General features: G+C 65.5%; 20 protein-coding genes and 1 pseudogene. 13 read left to right on the top strand and 8 right to left on the bottom strand.

What is annotated here, in order from left to right:
• Nucleotides 1-1023: an AAA family ATPase gene (locus tag BHK69_RS27000; protein WP_069692807.1), complete on the bottom strand. Its 1023-nt coding sequence runs from the start codon at nt 1021-1023 to the stop codon at nt 1-3.
• Between the two features lie 235 nt (nt 1024-1258).
• Here BHK69_RS27000 and BHK69_RS26995 point away from each other — a divergent pair, with 235 nt between their 5' ends.
• From BHK69_RS26995 to BHK69_RS26980, 4 genes are read left to right on the top strand one after another with little or no spacing between them, the layout of a single operon-like run.
• Nucleotides 1259-1849, top strand: coding sequence for a DUF1285 domain-containing protein (locus tag BHK69_RS26995; protein ID WP_083269913.1), 591 nt, complete (start codon nt 1259-1261; stop codon nt 1847-1849).
• Complete coding sequence (locus BHK69_RS26990) at nt 1846-2490, top strand: CoA pyrophosphatase (RefSeq protein ID WP_069692805.1); 645 nt, start codon at nt 1846-1848, stop codon at nt 2488-2490. Before BHK69_RS26995 ends, BHK69_RS26990 begins: the two co-directional genes overlap by 4 nt.
• A 21-nt stretch (nt 2491-2511) precedes the next feature.
• Complete coding sequence (locus tag BHK69_RS26985) at nt 2512-2769, top strand: DUF6111 family protein (RefSeq protein ID WP_069692804.1); 258 nt, start codon at nt 2512-2514, stop codon at nt 2767-2769.
• Nucleotides 2766-4019 (top strand): CCA tRNA nucleotidyltransferase, encoded by a 1254-nt coding sequence (locus BHK69_RS26980; RefSeq protein WP_069692803.1) that lies wholly within the window; start codon nt 2766-2768, stop codon nt 4017-4019. The genes BHK69_RS26985 and BHK69_RS26980 overlap by 4 nt, the downstream gene beginning before the upstream one ends.
• A gap of 6 nt (nt 4020-4025) precedes the next feature.
• Here BHK69_RS26980 and hemF read toward each other — a convergent pair whose 3' ends face one another.
• Complete coding sequence (gene hemF / locus BHK69_RS26975; RefSeq protein ID WP_425285581.1) at nt 4026-4895, bottom strand: oxygen-dependent coproporphyrinogen oxidase; 870 nt, start codon at nt 4893-4895, stop codon at nt 4026-4028.
• A 135-nt stretch (nt 4896-5030) separates the two neighbouring features.
• The gene (locus BHK69_RS26970; protein WP_083269709.1) at nt 5031-5561 is read right to left on the bottom strand and encodes a tRNA (cytidine(34)-2'-O)-methyltransferase; all 531 of its coding nucleotides are present in this window, start codon (nt 5559-5561) and stop codon (nt 5031-5033) included.
• Between the two features lie 231 nt (nt 5562-5792).
• Between BHK69_RS26970 and BHK69_RS26965 the strand changes: the two are divergent.
• The 9 genes and pseudogenes from BHK69_RS26965 to BHK69_RS26925 all read left to right on the top strand — a co-directional run.
• Nucleotides 5793-5993: pseudogene (locus tag BHK69_RS26965) on the top strand (helix-turn-helix domain-containing protein); the annotation flags it as partial.
• A gap of 290 nt (nt 5994-6283) precedes the next feature.
• Complete coding sequence (locus tag BHK69_RS26960; RefSeq protein ID WP_069692800.1) at nt 6284-8149, top strand: ABC transporter ATP-binding protein; 1866 nt, start codon at nt 6284-6286, stop codon at nt 8147-8149.
• Between the two features lie 188 nt (nt 8150-8337).
• Entirely contained in the window at nt 8338-8889 is a 552-nt protein-coding gene (gene petA / locus BHK69_RS26955) for a ubiquinol-cytochrome c reductase iron-sulfur subunit (RefSeq protein WP_069692799.1), read from the top strand.
• Nucleotides 8890-8945: 56 nt separating this feature from the next.
• Nucleotides 8946-10229 (top strand): cytochrome b, encoded by a 1284-nt coding sequence (locus BHK69_RS26950; protein WP_069692798.1) that lies wholly within the window; start codon nt 8946-8948, stop codon nt 10227-10229.
• A 12-nt stretch (nt 10230-10241) separates the two neighbouring features.
• Complete coding sequence (locus BHK69_RS26945) at nt 10242-11117, top strand: cytochrome c1 (RefSeq protein ID WP_244548334.1); 876 nt, start codon at nt 10242-10244, stop codon at nt 11115-11117.
• A 206-nt stretch (nt 11118-11323) separates the two neighbouring features.
• Complete coding sequence (locus BHK69_RS26940) at nt 11324-12202, top strand: S-methyl-5'-thioadenosine phosphorylase (protein WP_069692796.1); 879 nt, start codon at nt 11324-11326, stop codon at nt 12200-12202.
• A 74-nt stretch (nt 12203-12276) separates the two neighbouring features.
• Nucleotides 12277-12804 carry an adenine phosphoribosyltransferase gene (locus BHK69_RS26935; protein WP_069692795.1) on the top strand — a complete coding sequence of 176 codons (528 nt, stop codon included), beginning with the start codon at nt 12277-12279 and terminating at the stop codon, nt 12802-12804.
• 118 nt (nt 12805-12922) lie between these two features.
• Nucleotides 12923-14029 (top strand): S-methyl-5-thioribose-1-phosphate isomerase, encoded by a 1107-nt coding sequence (mtnA, locus tag BHK69_RS26930; RefSeq protein ID WP_069692794.1) that lies wholly within the window; start codon nt 12923-12925, stop codon nt 14027-14029.
• Nucleotides 14026-14670, top strand: coding sequence for a class II aldolase/adducin family protein (locus BHK69_RS26925; protein WP_069692793.1), 645 nt, complete (start codon nt 14026-14028; stop codon nt 14668-14670). The genes mtnA and BHK69_RS26925 overlap by 4 nt, the downstream gene beginning before the upstream one ends.
• Before the next feature lie 6 nt (nt 14671-14676).
• Here BHK69_RS26925 and BHK69_RS26920 read toward each other — a convergent pair whose 3' ends face one another.
• From BHK69_RS26920 to BHK69_RS26905, 5 genes are all read right to left on the bottom strand, one after another.
• Nucleotides 14677-15690, bottom strand: a complete 1014-nt coding sequence (locus tag BHK69_RS26920) for a MaoC family dehydratase (RefSeq protein WP_069692792.1) — start codon at nt 15688-15690, stop codon at nt 14677-14679.
• Between the two features lie 118 nt (nt 15691-15808).
• Nucleotides 15809-15982, bottom strand: coding sequence for a hypothetical protein (locus tag BHK69_RS32780; RefSeq protein ID WP_158516289.1), 174 nt, complete (start codon nt 15980-15982; stop codon nt 15809-15811).
• A gap of 123 nt (nt 15983-16105) precedes the next feature.
• Nucleotides 16106-17203, bottom strand: coding sequence for a redox-regulated ATPase YchF (gene ychF, locus BHK69_RS26915; protein WP_069692791.1), 1098 nt, complete (start codon nt 17201-17203; stop codon nt 16106-16108).
• A 5-nt stretch (nt 17204-17208) separates the two neighbouring features.
• Nucleotides 17209-17658 (bottom strand): PIN domain-containing protein, encoded by a 450-nt coding sequence (locus BHK69_RS26910; protein WP_069692790.1) that lies wholly within the window; start codon nt 17656-17658, stop codon nt 17209-17211.
• On the bottom strand, nt 17648-17884 hold the full coding sequence (locus tag BHK69_RS26905; RefSeq protein ID WP_069692789.1) for a YlcI/YnfO family protein: 237 nt from the start codon (nt 17882-17884) through the stop codon (nt 17648-17650). Before BHK69_RS26905 ends, BHK69_RS26910 begins: the two co-directional genes overlap by 11 nt.
• Nucleotides 17885-17947 lie beyond the last annotated feature (63 nt).

Here is a 17947-nt window from a genome sequence, read left to right as displayed (position 1 = left end):
CTATCCCAACCGTTCCACAAGCTTGGCGATGACGCCCTCGACGGTCTCGCCATCGGCACGCGCGGCGAAAGTGAGCGCGATGCGATGCTTCAGAACGGGAATGGCCAGCGCCGCGACATCGTCGACCGAGGGCGCGAGGCGGCCCTCGACCAGCGCCCTGGCCCGGCAGGCCAGCGTCAGCGACTGGCTGGCGCGAGGCCCCGGCCCCCAGGCGAGCTTGTCGGTGATGGCGGCGTCGCCGCCCTCGGGCCTGGCCGAGCGCACGAGGTCGAGGATCGCATCGACGACGGTCTCGCCGACTGGCAGGCGGCGCACCAGCCGCTGCGTCGACATCAGCGTCTCGGCGGTCATGGCCTGGACCGGCTTGTGCTCGGTGGCGCCGGTGGTTTCGAGCAGGATGCGGCGCTCCGCCTCGCGGTCGGGATAGGCGACGTCGATCTCGAGCAGGAAGCGGTCGAGCTGGGCCTCGGGCAGGGGATAGGTGCCCTCCTGCTCGATCGGGTTCTGGGTTGCGAGGACATGGAAGGGGGCCGGCAGGTCGTAACGCTCGCCGCCGATGGTGACATGGTGCTCCTGCATGGCCTGCAGCAGCGCCGATTGGGTACGGGGGCTGGCGCGGTTGATCTCGTCGGCCATCAGCAATTGCGCGAAGACCGGACCCTTGATGAAGCGGAAATGGCGCTTGCCCTCCGGGCTCTCGTCGAGCACCTCGGAGCCGAGGATGTCGGAGGGCATCAGGTCCGGCGTGAACTGAACGCGGCGGGCGTTCAGGCCGAGCACCGTGCCCATGGCCTCGACCAGCTTGGTCTTGGCGAGGCCCGGCACGCCGACGAGCAGGCCGTGGCCGCCGGCGAGCAGGGTGATGAGCGAGAGATCGACCACCTTCTGCTGGCCGAAGATGACCTGGCCGATTTCCTTGCGCGCTGCGCCGATGGCGCCGAGCGCGGCCTCGGCCGCCTCGACGATGCCGGTGTCGAGATTGATCGGCGGGTTGCTCTCCGCCGCACGGACTTGCGCCACCATGTCGATCTCCTTCACCCTTGTCGTCGCAGCTTGCGTCTTCTGGTCCCGGCGTCTTCGCTTCCGGCTCGTCCCGAACCCACAAGGCCTTGAGCCGTTGAGTGTGGACGGGTCGCCATGCCGGCTCAAGGGGCCCGATGGCGCGGTGCACATAAACTCCGCTTCACGATTATGTGGAGTTCAAGGCAAAGAACGCGATGCAACCAATATGCCGCATGCGGCGCAGTCGGGGTTTTCGATGACAGAATCCGTTTCCGCGATGGACCGGCTGCTGACCTCGCTGCGCGATGGCAAGGGCCGGGGGCTGCCGCCGGTCGAGCGCTGGAATCCGCCTTTCTGCGGCGATATCGACATGCGTATCGCTGCCGACGGCACCTGGTTCTATCTGGGAACGCCGATTGGGAGGCCGGCGCTGGTCAAGCTTTTCTCCTCCGTTCTGCGCAGGGATGATGGCGATTACGTTCTCGTGACCCCGGTCGAGAAGGTCGGGATCACGGTCGAGGACGCGCCTTTCCAGGCCGTCGAGATGGCGGTGGCCGGCGAGGGGGAGGGCCGCTCGCTGGCCTTCCGGACGCAAGTTGACGATGTCGTGAGCGCGGGGCCCGGCCATGCGATTCGCTTTGAGCGTGCGGCCAAGGGCGGGCTCAAACCCTATATCCACGTCAGGCGCGATCTCTGGGCGCGGGTGACGCGGGCCGTGACTTATGACCTGCTCGCCCTCGGCGAGGTGCGTGAGGTCGACGGCATGCCGATGTTCGGCGTGGCTGCGGGCGGTGCGTTCTACCCAGCGGTGCCGGCCAGCGAGATCGAGGACGGCGAGGCGGAATGACGGCGTTGAACCTGACAGCGGATGCGTTCGCGGCGCTGGCGCGCGAACGGCTGCGTCACGAGCCGCCTGCGCTGGGCGACCTGATCAGCCGCTTGCGCGGCGACCATGATATGCAGTCCGAGCCGTTTGGCATGCCCGACGAGGCGACCGCGATACAGGCGGCGGTGCTGATCGGTATCGTGGCTCGCCCGGAAGGGCCGACCGTGCTGCTGACACAGCGCGCGGCGGCGTTGCGCAGCCATTCCGCGCAAATCGCCTTTCCCGGTGGGCGGGTCGATGCCGTCGATGGCTCGCCGGTGGTCACGGCGCTGCGCGAGGCGGAAGAGGAGATCGGCCTGCCGCGCCAGCAGGTGCGGACGCTCGGCTTTCTCGACGCCTATCTGACTGGCACCGGCTATCGCATCGTGCCGGTGGTCGCGCTGATCGAGCCGCCCTTTTCACTGACGATCAACCGGTATGAGGTCGATGAAGCCTTCGAGACGCCGCTCGCTTTTCTGCTCGACCCGGCCAATCACCATCGTGAGGGACGCCTGTGGGAAGGTCGCTATCGCACCTACTATGCGATGCCGTTCGGCGATCACTATATCTGGGGTGCAACCGCTGGCATGATCCGCAACCTTTACGAACGGCTCGCCGGCTGACCTGACTGGGAAGAAACGCCGATGCTGCGTTCGCTGATCGAGGAGTTCCTGCTCTTCGTCCTGCCTTTTTGTGCCTTTGCGGCTTATCTCGTGATCAGGCGGCGCAATCCGCTCGATGTCGAGCATTGGAGCCCGCATCTGTTCCGGCTTTCCGTCCTGGGACTTGCTCTGGGCATCGCCTTCTTCTTCGTCGCCGGATGGATCGCGCCGCGCAACCGGGGCGCCTATGAGCCGCCGCATATGGAAAACGGCCAGCTTGTACCGGGACGGTTCAAATGAATGATGCGGCGACAAGGCGGATCGCGGCCTTCCTGGCGCGCCCCGCTGTTGCCGCCGTGCTCGCGGCGCTGAACCTGAAGGGTGAGGAGACCCGCATCATCGGCGGGGCCGTCAGGAATCTCCTGCTCGACGAGCCTGTCGGCGATGTCGATCTCGCCACCACGGCGCCGCCGCAAGAGACGATCCGGCTTGGGCGAGCGGCAGGATATAAGGCGGTTCCGACCGGCATCGAGCATGGCACGGTGACGCTCGTCCGCGACGGGGCGAGCTTCGAGGTGACGACGCTCAGGCGCGATGTCGAGACCGATGGACGCCGCGCCAAGGTCGCTTTCGGGCGCGACTTTGCCGAGGATGCGCTGCGGCGCGATTTCACCATCAACGCGCTGGGCCTCGATCGGCATGGCGGCCTTCACGACTACGGGGATGGGCTGATCGATCTCGCGGCGCGGCGCATCCGTTTCATCGGTGATCCGGCCGAGCGCATCCGCGAGGATTATCTGCGCATCCTGCGCTTCTTCCGCTTTCATGCCCGCTATGGACATGGGGGCCCCGATCCGTTGGGGCTCGCCGCCTGCATCTCGGGGCGGGCCGGGCTGCAGGGCCTGTCGCGGGAGCGCGTGCGGGCTGAGTTGTTGAAGCTGCTGGTCGCGCCCGGCGCGGTTGACGCCGTCACAGCGATGGCCGGAGCGGGGCTGCTGATGCCGCTCATCGGCGGCGTGTCATATCTGTCGCGTTTTGCGGCGACTGCGGGCGGGGATGCGGGGACGGGACGGGATGCGCAGCTCTACCCTGCCTTCCGGCTCGCCGCCCTGGCTGTCGCTGTCGGCGAGGACGCGCTTCGGCTACGCGAGCGGTTGCGCCTCTCGAATGAGGAGTTCGACAGGATCGAGCGCATCGCGGCTGCGCTTGAGGCGTTATCGGGGCGTGTCGTTTCGCCGACGATCGCAATCTTGCGTCAGTTGAGCCAGCGGATCGGGCCTGATGCAGTGGCAGCAGGGCTCGTCCTTCTCACGGCGAGTGCTGGCAAGCCACGGCAGATCGAAGCGCGGGCGCTGATCGCCGGTCTCGGTCGGACGCCGCCTTTCCTGCCGAGCGGCCGCGACGTGCTGGCGCGTGGCGTCCCGGCCGGGCCGAAGGTCGGGCGCGTTCTGGAGGCGGCGCGGAGCGCCTGGATCGATGCAGGCTGTCCGGCCGAGCAGATGGAGCAGGCGGCTTTCGTTCACCGCGCGATCTCGGCCCTGGTCGACTAGCTCACCTCACGGCCAGCGGACGGTGGGCGGCAGCGATGAGAGGATCGAGTCGACATTGCCGCCGGTCTTCAGGCCGAAGATCGTGCCGCGGTCATAGAGCAGGTTGAACTCGACATAGCGGCCGCGCCGGACCTGCTGCTCGTGGCGGTCCTCCTCCGTCCAGGGCGTGGTCATATTGGCGCGCAGGATGGCGGGATAGGCGCCGAGAAAAGCTTCGCCGACCGCTTGCGTGAAGGCGAAATCGCCCTCCGGTTCGCCCGACCAGACATAGTCGTAGAAGATGCCGCCGATGCCGCGCGGCTCGTTGCGATGCTTCAGGAAGAAATACTCGTCGCACCATTGCTTGAAGCGAGGATAGTCGGCGATGGGCGCGAAGCGCTCGCAAGGGTCGCGCATCGCGGCGTGGAAGGCGATCGCATCCGGGTCGTCCTGCGAGCGCCGCCGGACCAGGACCGGGGTGAGGTCCGCGCCGCCGCCGAACCAGGGTTTCGTCGTCACCACGAAGCGTGTGTTCATGTGCACGGTTGGCGCATGCGGATTCCAGGGGTGGGCGATCAGCGAGATGCCCGTCGCATGGAAGCGCGGATCCTCGGAGGCGCCCGGGATTTGGCCGGCGAATTCAGGTTGGAAGGTGCCATAGACGGTCGAGACATGGACGCCGACCTTCTCAAAGACCCTGCCCTGCATCACCGACATCACGCCGCCGCCGCCCTCGGCGCCGTCATGGTTCTTGCGCTGCCAGGGCGTGCGCACGAACCGCCCGGGGGCAGAAGCCTCGGCCGGGAAGGGGCCGGTCGCCTCGTCCTCTAGGGCTTCGAACGCGGTGCAGATGCGGTCGCGCAGGCTGGTGAACCAGGTGGCCGCGCGCGGCTTCATCGCCTCTGCCAGCGCGATCGATTCCGCCAGGGTTTCAGCCTCGTATTCGGTCATGCTCGTCACCGTCGTCGCAGGATTTCATCAAAGAGGCGCGGGGAGCCCTCTCCCTCCCAAGTCGGATGTTTCCGACTTGGGTCACTTTAGCGGCCAATCTCGGGCATGCCCGCGATTGGTGGGAGAGGGTTCCCCACGCTCTTCAAGTAAAACCTCGGGATACCCGCCGACTTGGCGCAAGGCTTCGCCCAGAACGATGGCGGCTGCAACCGCGACGTTGAGCGAGCGCAAGCCGGAGCGCATCGGCACATGCACGCTCGCCTCGGCCGCCGCATAGACCTCCGGCAGGACGCCGGCGGATTCCCGCCCGACCATGACGATGTCGCCCGGCTTGAAGGCGAAGATGGTGTGTGCGGTCGCGCCGTCGGTCTCGGCCAGGATCAGGCGGTGGCCGGCCGCGCGCCGCCAGGCGTCGAAGGCGGCGAAGGAATCATGGCGCGCGATCGCGGCTCGTTCGAGATAATCCATGCCCGAGCGCCGGAAATGCCGATCGGAGACGTCGAAGGCCGCGGGCTCGACGATGTCGACGGTGACGCCGAGACAGGCGCAAAGCCGGATCATCGTGCCGGCATTTTGCGGGATGTCGGGCTGGTAAAGGGCGAGGCGCAACATAGCTGCCGTCATGGGCTGGCCGCCTGATTGGCGTCAAGCAGGCGCAGGGCGATTCGCAAAGGAGATGCGCTTGGCGTGGGCCCCGGGCTCCTGGCGCAAAGCCCGGCCCAGGGCCGTGCGCCCCTTGGTTTAACCAAGCATTAACCGTTTTCTCGGCCTCCTCCGGCTTTCCGGAGTTGGAGCTGGGGGCTCTCGAAGGACAATGCGATGCACGATTTCAACCCCGATCCGCGCGCCACGGACCATCTCGTCGGGCGTCCGGTTGCCGATGTTGAACGTGAGCTGATTCTGGCCACGCTGCGGGAAACCGGCGGCAACCGCACGCATGCGGCCAACATGCTCTGCATATCGATACGAACCCTGCGCAACAGGCTCAGCGCCTATGCGTCCGAGGGGTATGACGTGCCCGAGGCCGGGCAGGCGTCACAATAGAGCGGGCTTTTTGCCGAACAACACATTGCGAATCGTGGCGCGCGGGCGTCGAGTGACGGCTCCTGACGTGATTGGCCGCTCGCTTCAGCCCATAATCGATCGTCTCGCCCCGGGATGCTCGGGGCGGGTGTTTTTCTACGGTATCAGACCGAATATCGTCGTCGGCCTGATGCTGTCGCGCTCTGATCTTGCATTGGCTTTTCCCGAAAACCGGTTCCCACTTTTCGGGCCGATGCTCTAGAACAGTTTATGCCTTAATTTCAAAGATATACGGGATTAATCAGACGATTATGTTTGCCGCTCTGTTCCGCTATCTCGAAACCCGTATCGATGTGTTCGCGCCTTTCGACGAGCGCGAGACGCCGCCGCGCGGCGTGTGGCCCTTCATGTGGCACCACATCAAGGGCGTGAAGGGCTGGATGGCCCTGATCATGCTGACGGGGCTCGCCTTCAGCGGCATCGAGGCGATGATGTATCTGATGGTCGGCTGGTTCGTCGATCTCCTGGCAACGCAGTCGCCGCAGACGATCTGGAGCGACCATGGCTGGCTTCTGACTGGTGCTGCCTTCCTGCTCGTCGTCGTCCGGCCAATCGTCTATTTCGCCAATCACGCCATCGTCGACCAGGTCGTGGTGCCGCAGATCACCAACCAGATCCGCTGGCGCAACCATGTCTATACGCTTGGTCACGCGCTCTCCTATTTCCAGAACGATTTCGCCGGGCGCCTTTCGGCGCGCGTCATCCAGGCCGGGCAGTCGATCCGCGGCGCGACGATCGAAGTCATCGACGACCTTTGGTACGCGTTGATCTTCGTCGCGGTGGCTCTCGGCTTCTTTGGCAAGACCAGCCTCTGGCTCGCCTTGCCGGTGGTCGCCTGGCTCGGAGCCTATGTTGCGCTGCTGATCTATTTCGTGCCGCGCGCGAAGAAGCGTTCGGAGGCCAATTCGCTTGGCCGCTCCTCGACGACGGGGCGCATCGTCGACGCCTACACCAATATCCTCACCGTCAAGCTGTTCGCGCGCGCCGATGCCGAGCGCTCGTCGGTGCGCGATTCGCTGACGCGCTGGAACGCCTCCTTCCTGCATCTCTCGCGCCTGATCACCGGCGTCAGCGTCATCCTGCAGACGATGAACAGCTTGCTCGTCGTGGTGACGGCCGGTCTGAGCCTCTGGCTCTGGAGCCATGGCGAGATGACGCCGGGCGCGGTTGCCGCTGCGATCGGCCTCGTGCTGCGGCTGGTGCAGATGTCGGGCTGGCTGATCCATCTCGTGCGCGGCGTCTTCGAGAATATCGGCTCCGTGCAGGAAAGCATGGAAACGATCGCCAAACCCCACGATTTGACCGACGCGCCCGACGCCGTGCCGCTCGTCGTCGACAAGGGCGGTATCCGCTTCGATCATGTGCGCTTCAATTATGGCCGTCAGGCCGGGCTCTTCGAAGATCTGACGCTCGACATCAAGCCGGGCGAACGCATCGGTCTCGTGGGTCCCTCCGGCGCCGGGAAATCGACGCTGGTGAACCTGCTGCTCAGGCTCTATCCGGTCGCCGGCGGACGCGTCCTGATCGACGGCCAGGATATCGCGCTGGTGACCCAGGACAGTCTGCGCGCGCAGATCGGCATGGTGACGCAGGACAATTCGCTGCTGCATCGCTCGATCGGCGACAACATCGCCTATGGCCGCATCGGGGCGACGGAAGGCGAGATCACTGCTGCGGCCGAGCGCGCCTCGGCCCATGACTTCGTGCAGGGCCTCAGCGATCAGGACGGCCGCCAGGGCTTTGAATCGCGCGTCGGCGAGCGCGGCGTCAAGCTTTCGGGCGGCCAGCGTCAGCGCATCGCGATCGCCCGCGTGCTGCTCAAGGATGCGCCGATCCTGATCCTGGACGAGGCGACCTCGGCGCTCGATTCGGAGGTCGAGGCGACGATCCAGGAGCAATTGACCAGCCTGATGCAGGGCAAGACGGTGATCGCGATCGCGCATCGGCTCTCCACCATCGCCGCGCTCGACCGTCTGATCGTGCTCGATCAGGGCCGGATCGTCGATTCCGGCAGCCATGCCGAGCTGGTGGCGCGGGGCGGGCTCTATGCCCGACTCTGGTCGCGGCAATCGGGTGGATTCCTGGCCGCCGCCGACCCCGAAACGACGCCGGCCTGAGGTCTCGCGGAAGGGACTGCGCGCATGCGCCGCACGCGCTTCGCGAACAGTAGACTTCGTCCAATCTGCATGCCAAAGAGCGCCGTAGTGACGTGTGGCCGCATTGCGGCAGCGGCGTCGCGCCCCTAAGACGGGCTTCAGGCTATTTTGAGCTGTTCCAGCTCGAACGAAGTGCAGAGGATTGGATCGTGGCGCACGCGACCGATACGACATCGACCGAAACCACTCGCCGCGACTTCCTCATTCTGGCGACCGGCGCGGCCGGCGTAGTCGGCTTGGGCGCCGTTGTTGTGCCGCTGGTGAGCCAGCTCGCCCCCGACGCGCAGACGATCGCTGCCGGCGCGCCGATCGACGTCGATCTGGCGCCCGTGGCCGAAGGGCAGGGCATCAAGGTGACGTGGCGCGGCCAGATCATCTTCATCCGCAACCGCACCAAGAAGGAAATCGACGAGGCGCTCGCCGTCGATATCGCTACGCTCCGCGACCCGCAGACCGACCAGGCGCGCACCAAGCCGGGCCACGAGAAATATCTCGTCGTCTACGGCAAGTGCACCCATCTGGGCTGCATTCCCTCGGGCACCGCCTCGGGCGAGCCGAAGGGCGACTATGACGGCTGGGTCTGCCCCTGCCACGGCTCGCACTACGATTCCTCGGGCCGCATCCGGCGCGGTCCCGCGCCGCTGAACCTGGGGCTGCCGCCCTATGCGTTCACGGCCGACACCAAGATCAAGATCGGCTGACGCATGCGCAGCCTGTCGCCTTACCTCGAATACGAGACAGCCCCGAGGCATTCGTCATGAGTGGACACAGCTCCTACGTTCCGAAGACCGGCATCGAACGCTGGCTCGACGTGCGCCTGCCGATCGTGCGGCTCATGCATGATTCGGCCGTCTCCTATCCGGTGCCGCGCAACCTGAACTATTTCTGGACCTTCGGCGGCATCCTCGTGTTCATGCTGGTGGCGCAGATCGTCACCGGCATCATCCTGGCGATGCACTACACGCCGCATTCCAGCATGGCCTTCAACTCCGTCGAGCACATCATGCGCGATGTGAACTTCGGCTGGCTGCTGCGCTACCTGCACGCCAACGGCGCCTCGATGTTCTTTGTCGCCGTCTATGTCCACATCTTCCGCGGGCTCTATTACGGCTCGTACAAGGCGCCGCGCGAGATCCTCTGGATCCTCGGCGTGGTCATCTTCCTGCTGATGATGGCGACCGCCTTCATGGGCTACGTCCTGCCCTGGGGCCAGATGTCGTTCTGGGGCGCGACCGTCATCACCAACCTGTTCTCGGCGCTGCCGGTGATCGGCGAGACGATCGTGACCTTCCTGTGGGGCGGCTATTCCGTCGACAATCCCACGCTGAACCGCTTCTTCTCGCTGCATTTCCTGCTGCCGTTCATGATCTTCGGCGTGGTGATCCTGCACATCTGGGCGCTGCACGAGGTCGGCCAGAACAACCCGACCGGCGTCGAGGTCAAGAACGTCGCCAAGGACACCGTGCCCTTCACGCCCTATGCGACGATCAAAGACATCTTCGGGATGGTCTGCTTCATCTTCGTGTTCTCCTACTTCGTGTTCTATACGCCCAACTTCATGGGCCATGCCGACAACTACATCCCGGCCAACCCCTCGGTGACGCCGCAGCACATCGTGCCGGAGTGGTACTTCCTGCCCTTCTACGCGATCCTGCGCGCCATTCCCGACAAGCTCGGCGGCGTGATGGCCATGGGCGGCGCCATCGTGGTCCTGGCCTTCCTGCCCTGGATCGATACCTCCAAGGTTCGCTCGATGTCCTATCGGCCGATCGCGCGCCAGCTCTTCTGGGCCTTCGTGGCTGTCTGCATCGGTCTGGGCTATCTCGGCGCGATGCCGGCCGAGGGCGGCTACGTCATCGCCTCGCAGATCTTCACGGTCCTCTATTTCGGCTTTTTCGTCGCCCTGTTCCTGATCGGCCTGTTCGAGCGGCCCCAAGCGCTGCCGAATTCGATCGCCGACTCCGTGCTGGGTTCGCTGAAGGGCGGATCGGGCGCGGCGCTGGCAGGCGCCACCGCTGCCGAACCGCATGCCAAGGGCTGACGGACAATGAGCATGAATTCGTTTCGCCTGTCGCTGAGCGGGCTTGCCGCAGGCCTCGCGCTTTCGCTTGCCGCGCCGTCCGGCCAGGCCGCCGAAGGCCGCGTCGAGCCGCCGGCGATGAAGTGGAGCTTTTCGGGTCCGGTCGGCACCTTCGACCGCGCCCAGCTCCAGCGCGGCTTCAAGATCTACAAGGAGGTCTGCGCGGCCTGTCACGGCGCCAGCCTGATCGCCTTCAGAAACCTGGCCGAGCCGGGCGGTCCCGAGTTCTCGAAGGGCCAGGTCGCTGCGCTTGCCGCGACCTACCAGATCAAGGACGGCCCCAACGAACAGGGCGAGATGTTCGATCGTCCCGGCCGCCCCGCCGACCGCTTCCCATCGCCGTTCCCCAACGAGCAGGCGGCGCGCGCGGCGAATGGCGGCGCCTATCCGCCCGACATGTCGGTGCTGGCCAAGGCGCGCACCTATGAGCGCGGCTTCCCACGTTTCGTCATCGACATCTTCTCCCAGTATCAGGAGCAGGGGCCCGACTACATCCATGCCCTGCTGACCGGCTACAAGGATGCACCGCAGGGCTTCCCGCCGCTGCAGCCTGGCCAATTCTACAACGAGTACATGCCCGGCCATCTGGTCGCGATGCCCAAGCCGCTGTCCGACGGGCAGGTTGAATATCCCAAGGGCCCGGACGGCAAGTCGCCGGTTCCGGAAACTGCGGAGCAGTATTCCAAGGATGTCGCGGCCTTCATGGTCTGGATGGCCGAGCCGCATATGGAGGCGCGCAAGCGCATCGGCTTGCAGGTGATGGTCTTCCTGCTGATCTTCGGCGGTCTGCTCTACTACACCAAGAAGAAGGTCTGGGCGCGCATGCCCGACGGTTCGCCGCTTCACTGAGCGGTCTGCGACAATCAGGAAAGGCCCCGGCGACGGGGCCTTTTGCATTCTGGAGCATCGGCCCGAAAAGTGGGGACCGGTTTTCGGGACAAGTCGATGCCGTTGAGGCTGATCGCGTCGGCTGCCCGGTTGTGGCCACAACCGTCATACAAAGCTGATCTGTCCTGCATATTGGGGCCGTCCTGTCTGACATCGAGGAATTACGCATGAACGAAGCCGTTCTGGGAATCATCGGCGGATCGGGCATCTACGATCTGCCGGGCCTGACCGATCTGCGCGAGGAGCGCATTGAAAGCCCCTGGGGCGAGCCTTCCGACGCCCTGCGGATCGGCCGCATCGGCAAAACCAAGATCGTCTTCCTGCCGCGCCATGGCCGCGGCCACGCGATCCCGCCCTCAGAGATCAACTACCGCGCCAATATCGACGTGCTGAAGCGCGCCGGCGTCACTGACCTCGTCTCGCTCTCGGCCTGCGGCTCCTACAAGTCGGAGCTTTATCCCGGCCTGTTCGTCCTGGTCGACCAGTTCGTCGACCGCACGTCGCGGCGCGACAGCTCCTTCTTCGGCAAGGGCTGCGTCGCCCATGTCTCCTTCGCGCATCCGGTCGGCCCGGCGCTGCAGGCGCGTATCGCCGAGGCCGCCACGGCTGAGGATCTCGCCTTCGTGCGCGGCGGCACGCTGGTGACGATGGAAGGTCCGCAATTCTCGACCTATGCCGAATCCCTGACCTATAAGGGCCTCGGCTATGATCTGATCGGCATGACCGCGATGCCCGAGGCCAAGCTCGCCCGCGAGGCCGAGATCACCTATGCGACCGTGGCGATGGTCACGGATTTCGATTGCTGGCATCCCGAGCATTCGATCGTCGACGTCGCCTCGGTGATTGCGGTGCTGCATGGCAATGCCGAGAAGGCGCGCCGGCTGGTGGCGCGGCTGGCGCTGGACTTTCCGGCTGAGCGCGAGCCCTGTCCGGCCGGCTCGCACAATGCGCTCGAACACGCCATCATCACCGCGCCGGACTATCGCGACCCGGCCTTGCTGGCGAAGCTCGATGCGGTTGCCGGGCGTGTACTGAAGGCTGGCTGAGCGGCGTGCTCTTGACGTCGGGCCTCCGAGGCCCGACCAAGACGGCGCTGCCATTCCGTTCGAGACGGTCTTTCATGAACCTCGCCGATACGATCCGCGCGATTCCGGACTATCCCAAGCCCGGCATCATCTTCCGCGACATCACCACCCTCCTGGGCGATGCGCGCGCCTTTCGCCGCGCCGTGGACGAGCTCGTGCAGCCTTTCGCCGGGCTGAAGATCGCCAAGATCGCGGGCATCGAGGCGCGGGGCTTCATTCTCGGCGGCGCGGTCGCGCACCAGCTTTCCGCCGGCTTCATCCCCGTGCGCAAGAAGGGCAAGCTGCCGCATGAGACGGTCAGCGTGACCTATCAGCTCGAATACGGCACCGACGAAATCGAGGTGCACAAGGACGCGGTCAAGCGCGGCGAACGCGTGCTGCTGGTCGACGATCTGATCGCGACCGGGGGCACGGCGGAGGGGGCGGTCAGCCTGCTCTCCAGCCTGGGCGCCGAGGTCGTGGCCGCCTGCTTCATCGTCGATCTCCCGGATCTGGGTGGCGCCGACAAGGTCAGGCGGCTCGGCGTGCCGGTGCGCACGCTGGTCTCCTTCTCCGGACATTGACGGTGATAACCATCATTCGTCATTGCGAGCGTAGCGAAGCAATCCAGGGGGACGTGGCGCTCTGCCGCTCTGGATTGCTTCGCTACGCTCGCAATGACGGGATAGGGCAGGTTGCGTCATGAAGATCCACGGTCAGCCCTACCGCACGATCTGGCTCGCGCAGGACGGCTGGCGTGTCTGCGTCATCGACCAGACCAGGCTGCCCTTCCGCTTCGAGACCGTGACGCTGGGCTCCGTCGAGCAGGCGGCCGACGCGATCGCGACGATGATCGTGCGCGGCGCGCCACTGATCGGTGCGACGGCAGCCTATGGCGTGGCGCTGGCGATGCGGAGCGATCCGTCCGATGCCGCATTGGACGCTGTGCTGGCGCTGCTGGGCGCGACGCGACCGACCGCCGTCAACCTGCACTGGGCCTTGAACCGCATGCGCGTCCGGCTCGTCGGCCTGAAGCCCAGGGTGCGTGCCCAGGCAGCGTACACCGAGGCTGCCCTGCTCTGCGACGAGGATGTCGCGCTCTGCCGGGCGATCGGCGACCATGGTCTGCCGCTGATCCGCGAGATCGCGTCGCGCAAGCCTGTCGGCGAACGGATCAACATCCTGACCCATTGCAATGCCGGCTGGCTCGCCACCGTCGATTGGGGCACGGCGCTGGCGCCGATCTACCGCGCTCATGATGCCGGCCTGCCCGTCCATGTCTGGGTCGACGAGACGCGTCCGCGCAACCAGGGCGCGGCGTTGACGGCCTATGAACTCGGCGCCCATGGTGTGCCTCACAGCGTGATCGTCGACAATGCCGGCGGGCATCTGATGCAGCGCGGACAGGTCGACATGGTCATCGTCGGCACCGACCGCACCACCGCGACCGGCGATGTCGCCAACAAGATCGGCACCTATCTCAAGGCGCTCGCCGCGCATGACAATAGCGTGCCCTTCTATGTCGCGCTGCCCTCGCCGACGATCGACTGGAGCCTGAGCGATGGCTTCAGCATTCCGATCGAGGAGCGCGCAGCGCGCGAGGTCACGCATCTTTCGGGCCTGAATGAAGATGGCGATGTCGCGTCGTTCCGCGTCGTTGCGCCCGGCAGTCCGGCGGTGAATCCCACCTTCGACGTCACGCCGGCCCGGCTCGTGACGGCGCTGATCACCGAGCGCGGCGTCGCGCCGGCTACAGCCGAAGGGCTGGCCGCTCTCTTTCCGGATCTCGCGCGCGGAGCCGCAGCATGAATGAGGCAGGTTTGCGCGCGGAGATCGTCGCGGTCGCTCAGGCGATCGACAAGGCCGGCTTCTGCCCGTCGAAATCCGGCAATGTCTCGGCGCGCTTCGGCGATGGCCTGCTGATCACGCCATCGGGCCTGCCCTATGCCCAGACGACGCCCGAAGACCTGATCCATCTTTCGCTCGAGGGGGCGGTGCTCGGCGGTGCGCGCAAGCCCTCCTCGGAGTGGCCATTCCATGTCGAGATCTACAAGGCGCGGCGCGATGCTCAGGCGATCGTGCACACGCATTCGCCGCGCGCCACCGCGCTCTCCTGCACGCGGCGCGGCATCCCGGCCTTTCACTACATGATCGCGCTCTGCGGCGGCGTCGATGTCCGCTGCGCGCCTTACGCCACCTTCGGTACACCGGAACTGGCGGAGAACGCGGTCAGGGCTCTGGAGGGTCGTAAGGCGGTCCTTCTCGCCAATCACGGCGTCATCGCGCTGGGCGGGTCGCTTGCGGGCGCGCATCAGATCGTGGCGGAGGTCGAGAACCTCGCCGGGCAGTATCTCGACATCCTGGCGGCGGGACTGGAGCCGGTGATCCTCGACGAAGCGGAGATGGCGCGGGTGAGCGCGAAGTTCGCGGGCTATGGCAAGGTGGGTTGAGCCCACTCAGTTCGACCTGCGCTCCACGAAGGCGCAGCCGTCGAAGCTGAAGACCTCTTCGCCATGCTGGTTGACCCCGGTGTTGTGGTGGAAGAACAGGCCCCATTGCGGGCGCGAGGCGCTGGCGCGCTTATCGGTCACCGCCGAGTGATAGGTGATGCGGTCGCCGACGAAGACCGGCTTCGACCAGCGCAGATTGTTGAAGCCGGGCGAGGGGCCCAGGCGCGGCGCTGTCTCGGGGAGGCTGGCCGCGACCTGGCGCTTGCGATGGGCGACCATTGCCGCCATCCAGACCGAGCCGGTGTGCCAGCCCGACGCGGCAAGGCGCCCGAAGGAGCTCTTGGCGGCTGCCTCCGCGTCCATGTGAAAGGGCTGCGGATCGAAGGAGCGGGCGAAGCCGACGATCTCCTCGGCGGTGAACAGGAAGCTGCCGAGTTCGTGGCTGCTGCCGATCTCCAGCTCCTCGAAGAAGCGCGCTGGCTCGATCTCCCCACGTGGCTCTTCGAGCGGGCTCTCGACGGCCGGGCGGACATAAAGCGGGGGATGCGCCAGCCAGTCGCCGGGATAGAAGGTGATGGCGGAGCCGCGGCGACCGAACATGATCCAGTTGGTTTGTTCGAGCACGGGCTCGTCGCGCTGGTTCAGGAGTTCGAAGCGGAAGCGCACCAGCCCCATCTCCGGCCGTGAGCGCGAAGCCTTGCTTTCGAGCACGGTGCGGCGCGCGCTCAATCTATCGCCCGGCTTGACCGGCCGCAGCCATTTGACCTCTTCGATCCCGGGCGCGCCCATCGCAGCGGAGTCGAGCAGGAAATTTTCCGCGATCAGCCGCATCAGGAGCGAGCAGCTGTGCCAGCCCGAGGCGATCAGGGTTCCGACGAAACTCTGCTTAGCGGCGCTCGGGTCGGTGTGGAAGTCCTGCGCGTCATAGCGTGAGGCATAGGCGATGATGTCGGATTGCGAGATGCCGATGCTGCCGGCCTGCGCCGTCTCGCCCGCGATGAAATCCTCGAAGCAGATCATGAAGCGCGACCCTCGGCTTGCAATGTGCCGAGGGTGTATCACGCCGAAACGGCGGTGGAAGGCCTCTCCGTGCAAAAGCCGCGTGCAGGCTGCGCCTGTCCGTTACAGATCCTGCCGGTCACAGATGCCGCGGCTGATGCTTCGTATCGGTTTCGTCGTCCCTGCGCCCGGTGACGAGCCAGACGATCAGGCCGAATGCCACGCCCAGGCCAAGAACCAGCTCGTTAGAGGCCATTGCCAAGATGCCGGCAAAGCCGCTCGCGGTTTCGAACACGGTCTCGAGAGTGTCCATTGGAACCTCCCTTGCTGCGTTCACAACATATCGGCCTGACGAAGAGGCAATTCAACTTACAGTTTCGTCATCTTCCATGAGCAGAGCGCATAGCTGCCCCGCCCGACGGTCCGGAAAGCCAGCTCAGTTGGCGAAGCGGAAATGCAGCACATCGCCGTCGGCGACGACATATTCCTTGCCTTCGAGCCGGAACTTGCCGGCCTCGCGCGCCCCGGCCTCGCCCTTGTTGGCGATGTAGTCGGGATAGGCGATCGTCTCGGCGCGAATGTAGCCCTTCTCGAAATCGCTATGGATCACGCCGGCGGCGGCAGGCCCCTTGGTGCCCTTTTCGATCGTCCAGGCGCGGGCTTCCTTGGGGCCTACGGTGAAATAGGTCACGAGGTGGAGCAGGGTGTAGCCGGCGCGGATGACGCGGTTGAGGCCAGGTTCCTCCAGGCCCACCGCCTCCAGGTAGTCCTTCTGGTCGGCTGCCGGCAGGACGGCGATCTCACTCTCGATCTTGGCGGAGACGACAACGGCGACCGCGCCTTCCTCGGCCGCGCGCAGCTTCACCGCTTCAGAGAAGGCGTTGCCCTTATCGGCGCTGGCTTCCTCGACATTGCAGACATAGAGCACGGGCTTGGAGGAGAGCAGGCCGAGCGTCTCGAACGTCTTGCGCTCGTCGGCGGCGACCTGCACCAATCGTGCAGGCTTGCCCTCGCGCAGCAGCACGAGGCAGCGATTCATCAGATCGGCCAGTTCCTTGGCCTCCTTGTCGCCGGTCTTGGCCTTCTTTTCCAGCGGCAGCACACGCTTCTCGAGGCTTTCGAGATCGGCGAGCATCAATTCGGTCTCGATGATCTCGATGTCGTTGATCGGTGCGACCTTGCCCTCGACATGGGTGATGTCGCTATCCTCGAAGCAGCGCACGACATGGGCGACGGCGTCGCATTCGCGGATATTGGCGAGGAACTGGTTGCCGAGCCCTTCGCCCTTCGAGGCGCCGCGCACGAGGCCGGCGATGTCGACGAAGGTCAGCCGTGTCGGGATGATCTCCTTCGAGCCGGCGATGGCCGCGAGCCGCTCAAGCCGGTCGTCGGGCACGGCGACGTCGCCGACATTGGGCTCGATCGTGCAGAAGGGATAGTTCGCGGCTTGCGCCGCCGCCGTCTGCGTCAGCGCGTTGAACAAGGTCGACTTGCCGACATTCGGCAGGCCGACGATACCGCATTTGAAACCCATGATGGTCAGTTCGCTTTAAAGAAGGCGTCGGGATCGACGCGGAAGGGGTTGATGATCGTCAGATCGCCATAGCGGGTCTCGTGGCCCATGTCTTCCGACAGGAAGTAGCGGCAGCCCTCGGCTGTGGCCCAGGCGAGCAGCAGGCAATCAAACCATTGGTAGCCAAGGCGCTGGCGAACGGACCAGGCGAGCGCGACATGCGAAGCTTGGAGACCGGATTCGCCGAAGCGCCGCAGTTCGTCGACCCGACTTCTGGCGGTGGCCAACGGCACGGATTCGTTACGAAGGACCCAACGGGTCAATTCGTTCAGAACTTGCAGATTAACGATGAGTCGACCACCAACGGCCAGTTCTCGAAGCCACCGCACGGCGATTGTGCGCTTCTCTGCCGCGTTCTCGTCGCGCGCATAGATCAGCACATTGGTGTCGACGAAAACCCGGCCTTCAGCGATCATAAATCTGGTCACGCGTCGGAGCGTTGCCGTTCTCGTCGGTGAGATTCCAGAGCGGGCCAGCCAGGAAACGTTCCAGCGCCGCTGCATCGGCGCGCGCCTCGTGGGGTCCGATCTGACGGTCGAGCAGCGCGCCGACGAATTTCGACATGCTTTTGCCCTCTCGCGCCGCCGCCATACGTAGGCGCGCGAATGTCTCTTCGGGCAGGGTCACGGTCAGGTTCTTCATTTCAAGGCTCCGCGACACGGATATCGTGTTTCCGTGTTTCCGTGTCAATGTTGCGCTTTGGTG

The organism is Bosea vaviloviae (genome assembly GCF_001741865.1).
Classification (GTDB): Bacteria; Pseudomonadota; Alphaproteobacteria; order Rhizobiales; family Beijerinckiaceae; genus Allobosea; species Allobosea vaviloviae.
Note: the sequence above shows the minus strand (reverse complement) of the source record. Positions and strands in the feature narration are given on the sequence as shown.

What these genes read in the sequence shown, in the direction of transcription:
- BHK69_RS26920 (WP_069692792.1), bottom strand. Translation starts at nt 15,690, where the DNA reads ATGATCTGCTTCGAGGATTTCATCGCGGGCGAGACGGCGCAGGCCGGC.
- BHK69_RS26985 (WP_069692804.1), top strand. Translation starts at nt 2,512, where the DNA reads ATGCTGCGTTCGCTGATCGAGGAGTTCCTGCTCTTCGTCCTGCCTTTT.
- hemF (WP_425285581.1), bottom strand. Translation starts at nt 4,895, where the DNA reads ATGAAGCCGCGCGCGGCCACCTGGTTCACCAGCCTGCGCGACCGCATC.
- BHK69_RS26960 (WP_069692800.1), top strand. Translation starts at nt 6,284, where the DNA reads ATGTTTGCCGCTCTGTTCCGCTATCTCGAAACCCGTATCGATGTGTTC.
- BHK69_RS26995 (WP_083269913.1), top strand. Translation starts at nt 1,259, where the DNA reads ATGACAGAATCCGTTTCCGCGATGGACCGGCTGCTGACCTCGCTGCGC.
- BHK69_RS26980 (WP_069692803.1), top strand. Translation starts at nt 2,766, where the DNA reads ATGAATGATGCGGCGACAAGGCGGATCGCGGCCTTCCTGGCGCGCCCC.
- BHK69_RS26990 (WP_069692805.1), top strand. Translation starts at nt 1,846, where the DNA reads ATGACGGCGTTGAACCTGACAGCGGATGCGTTCGCGGCGCTGGCGCGC.
- BHK69_RS26945 (WP_244548334.1), top strand. Translation starts at nt 10,242, where the DNA reads ATGAATTCGTTTCGCCTGTCGCTGAGCGGGCTTGCCGCAGGCCTCGCG.
- BHK69_RS26970 (WP_083269709.1), bottom strand. Translation starts at nt 5,561, where the DNA reads ATGTTGCGCCTCGCCCTTTACCAGCCCGACATCCCGCAAAATGCCGGC.
- BHK69_RS32780 (WP_158516289.1), bottom strand. Translation starts at nt 15,982, where the DNA reads ATGGACACTCTCGAGACCGTGTTCGAAACCGCGAGCGGCTTTGCCGGC.
- BHK69_RS26910 (WP_069692790.1), bottom strand. Translation starts at nt 17,658, where the DNA reads ATGATCGCTGAAGGCCGGGTTTTCGTCGACACCAATGTGCTGATCTAT.
- ychF (WP_069692791.1), bottom strand. Translation starts at nt 17,203, where the DNA reads ATGGGTTTCAAATGCGGTATCGTCGGCCTGCCGAATGTCGGCAAGTCG.
- BHK69_RS26950 (WP_069692798.1), top strand. Translation starts at nt 8,946, where the DNA reads ATGAGTGGACACAGCTCCTACGTTCCGAAGACCGGCATCGAACGCTGG.
- BHK69_RS26925 (WP_069692793.1), top strand. Translation starts at nt 14,026, where the DNA reads ATGAATGAGGCAGGTTTGCGCGCGGAGATCGTCGCGGTCGCTCAGGCG.
- BHK69_RS26940 (WP_069692796.1), top strand. Translation starts at nt 11,324, where the DNA reads ATGAACGAAGCCGTTCTGGGAATCATCGGCGGATCGGGCATCTACGAT.
- mtnA (WP_069692794.1), top strand. Translation starts at nt 12,923, where the DNA reads ATGAAGATCCACGGTCAGCCCTACCGCACGATCTGGCTCGCGCAGGAC.
- BHK69_RS26935 (WP_069692795.1), top strand. Translation starts at nt 12,277, where the DNA reads ATGAACCTCGCCGATACGATCCGCGCGATTCCGGACTATCCCAAGCCC.
- BHK69_RS26905 (WP_069692789.1), bottom strand. Translation starts at nt 17,884, where the DNA reads ATGAAGAACCTGACCGTGACCCTGCCCGAAGAGACATTCGCGCGCCTA.
- BHK69_RS27000 (WP_069692807.1), bottom strand. Translation starts at nt 1,023, where the DNA reads ATGGTGGCGCAAGTCCGTGCGGCGGAGAGCAACCCGCCGATCAATCTC.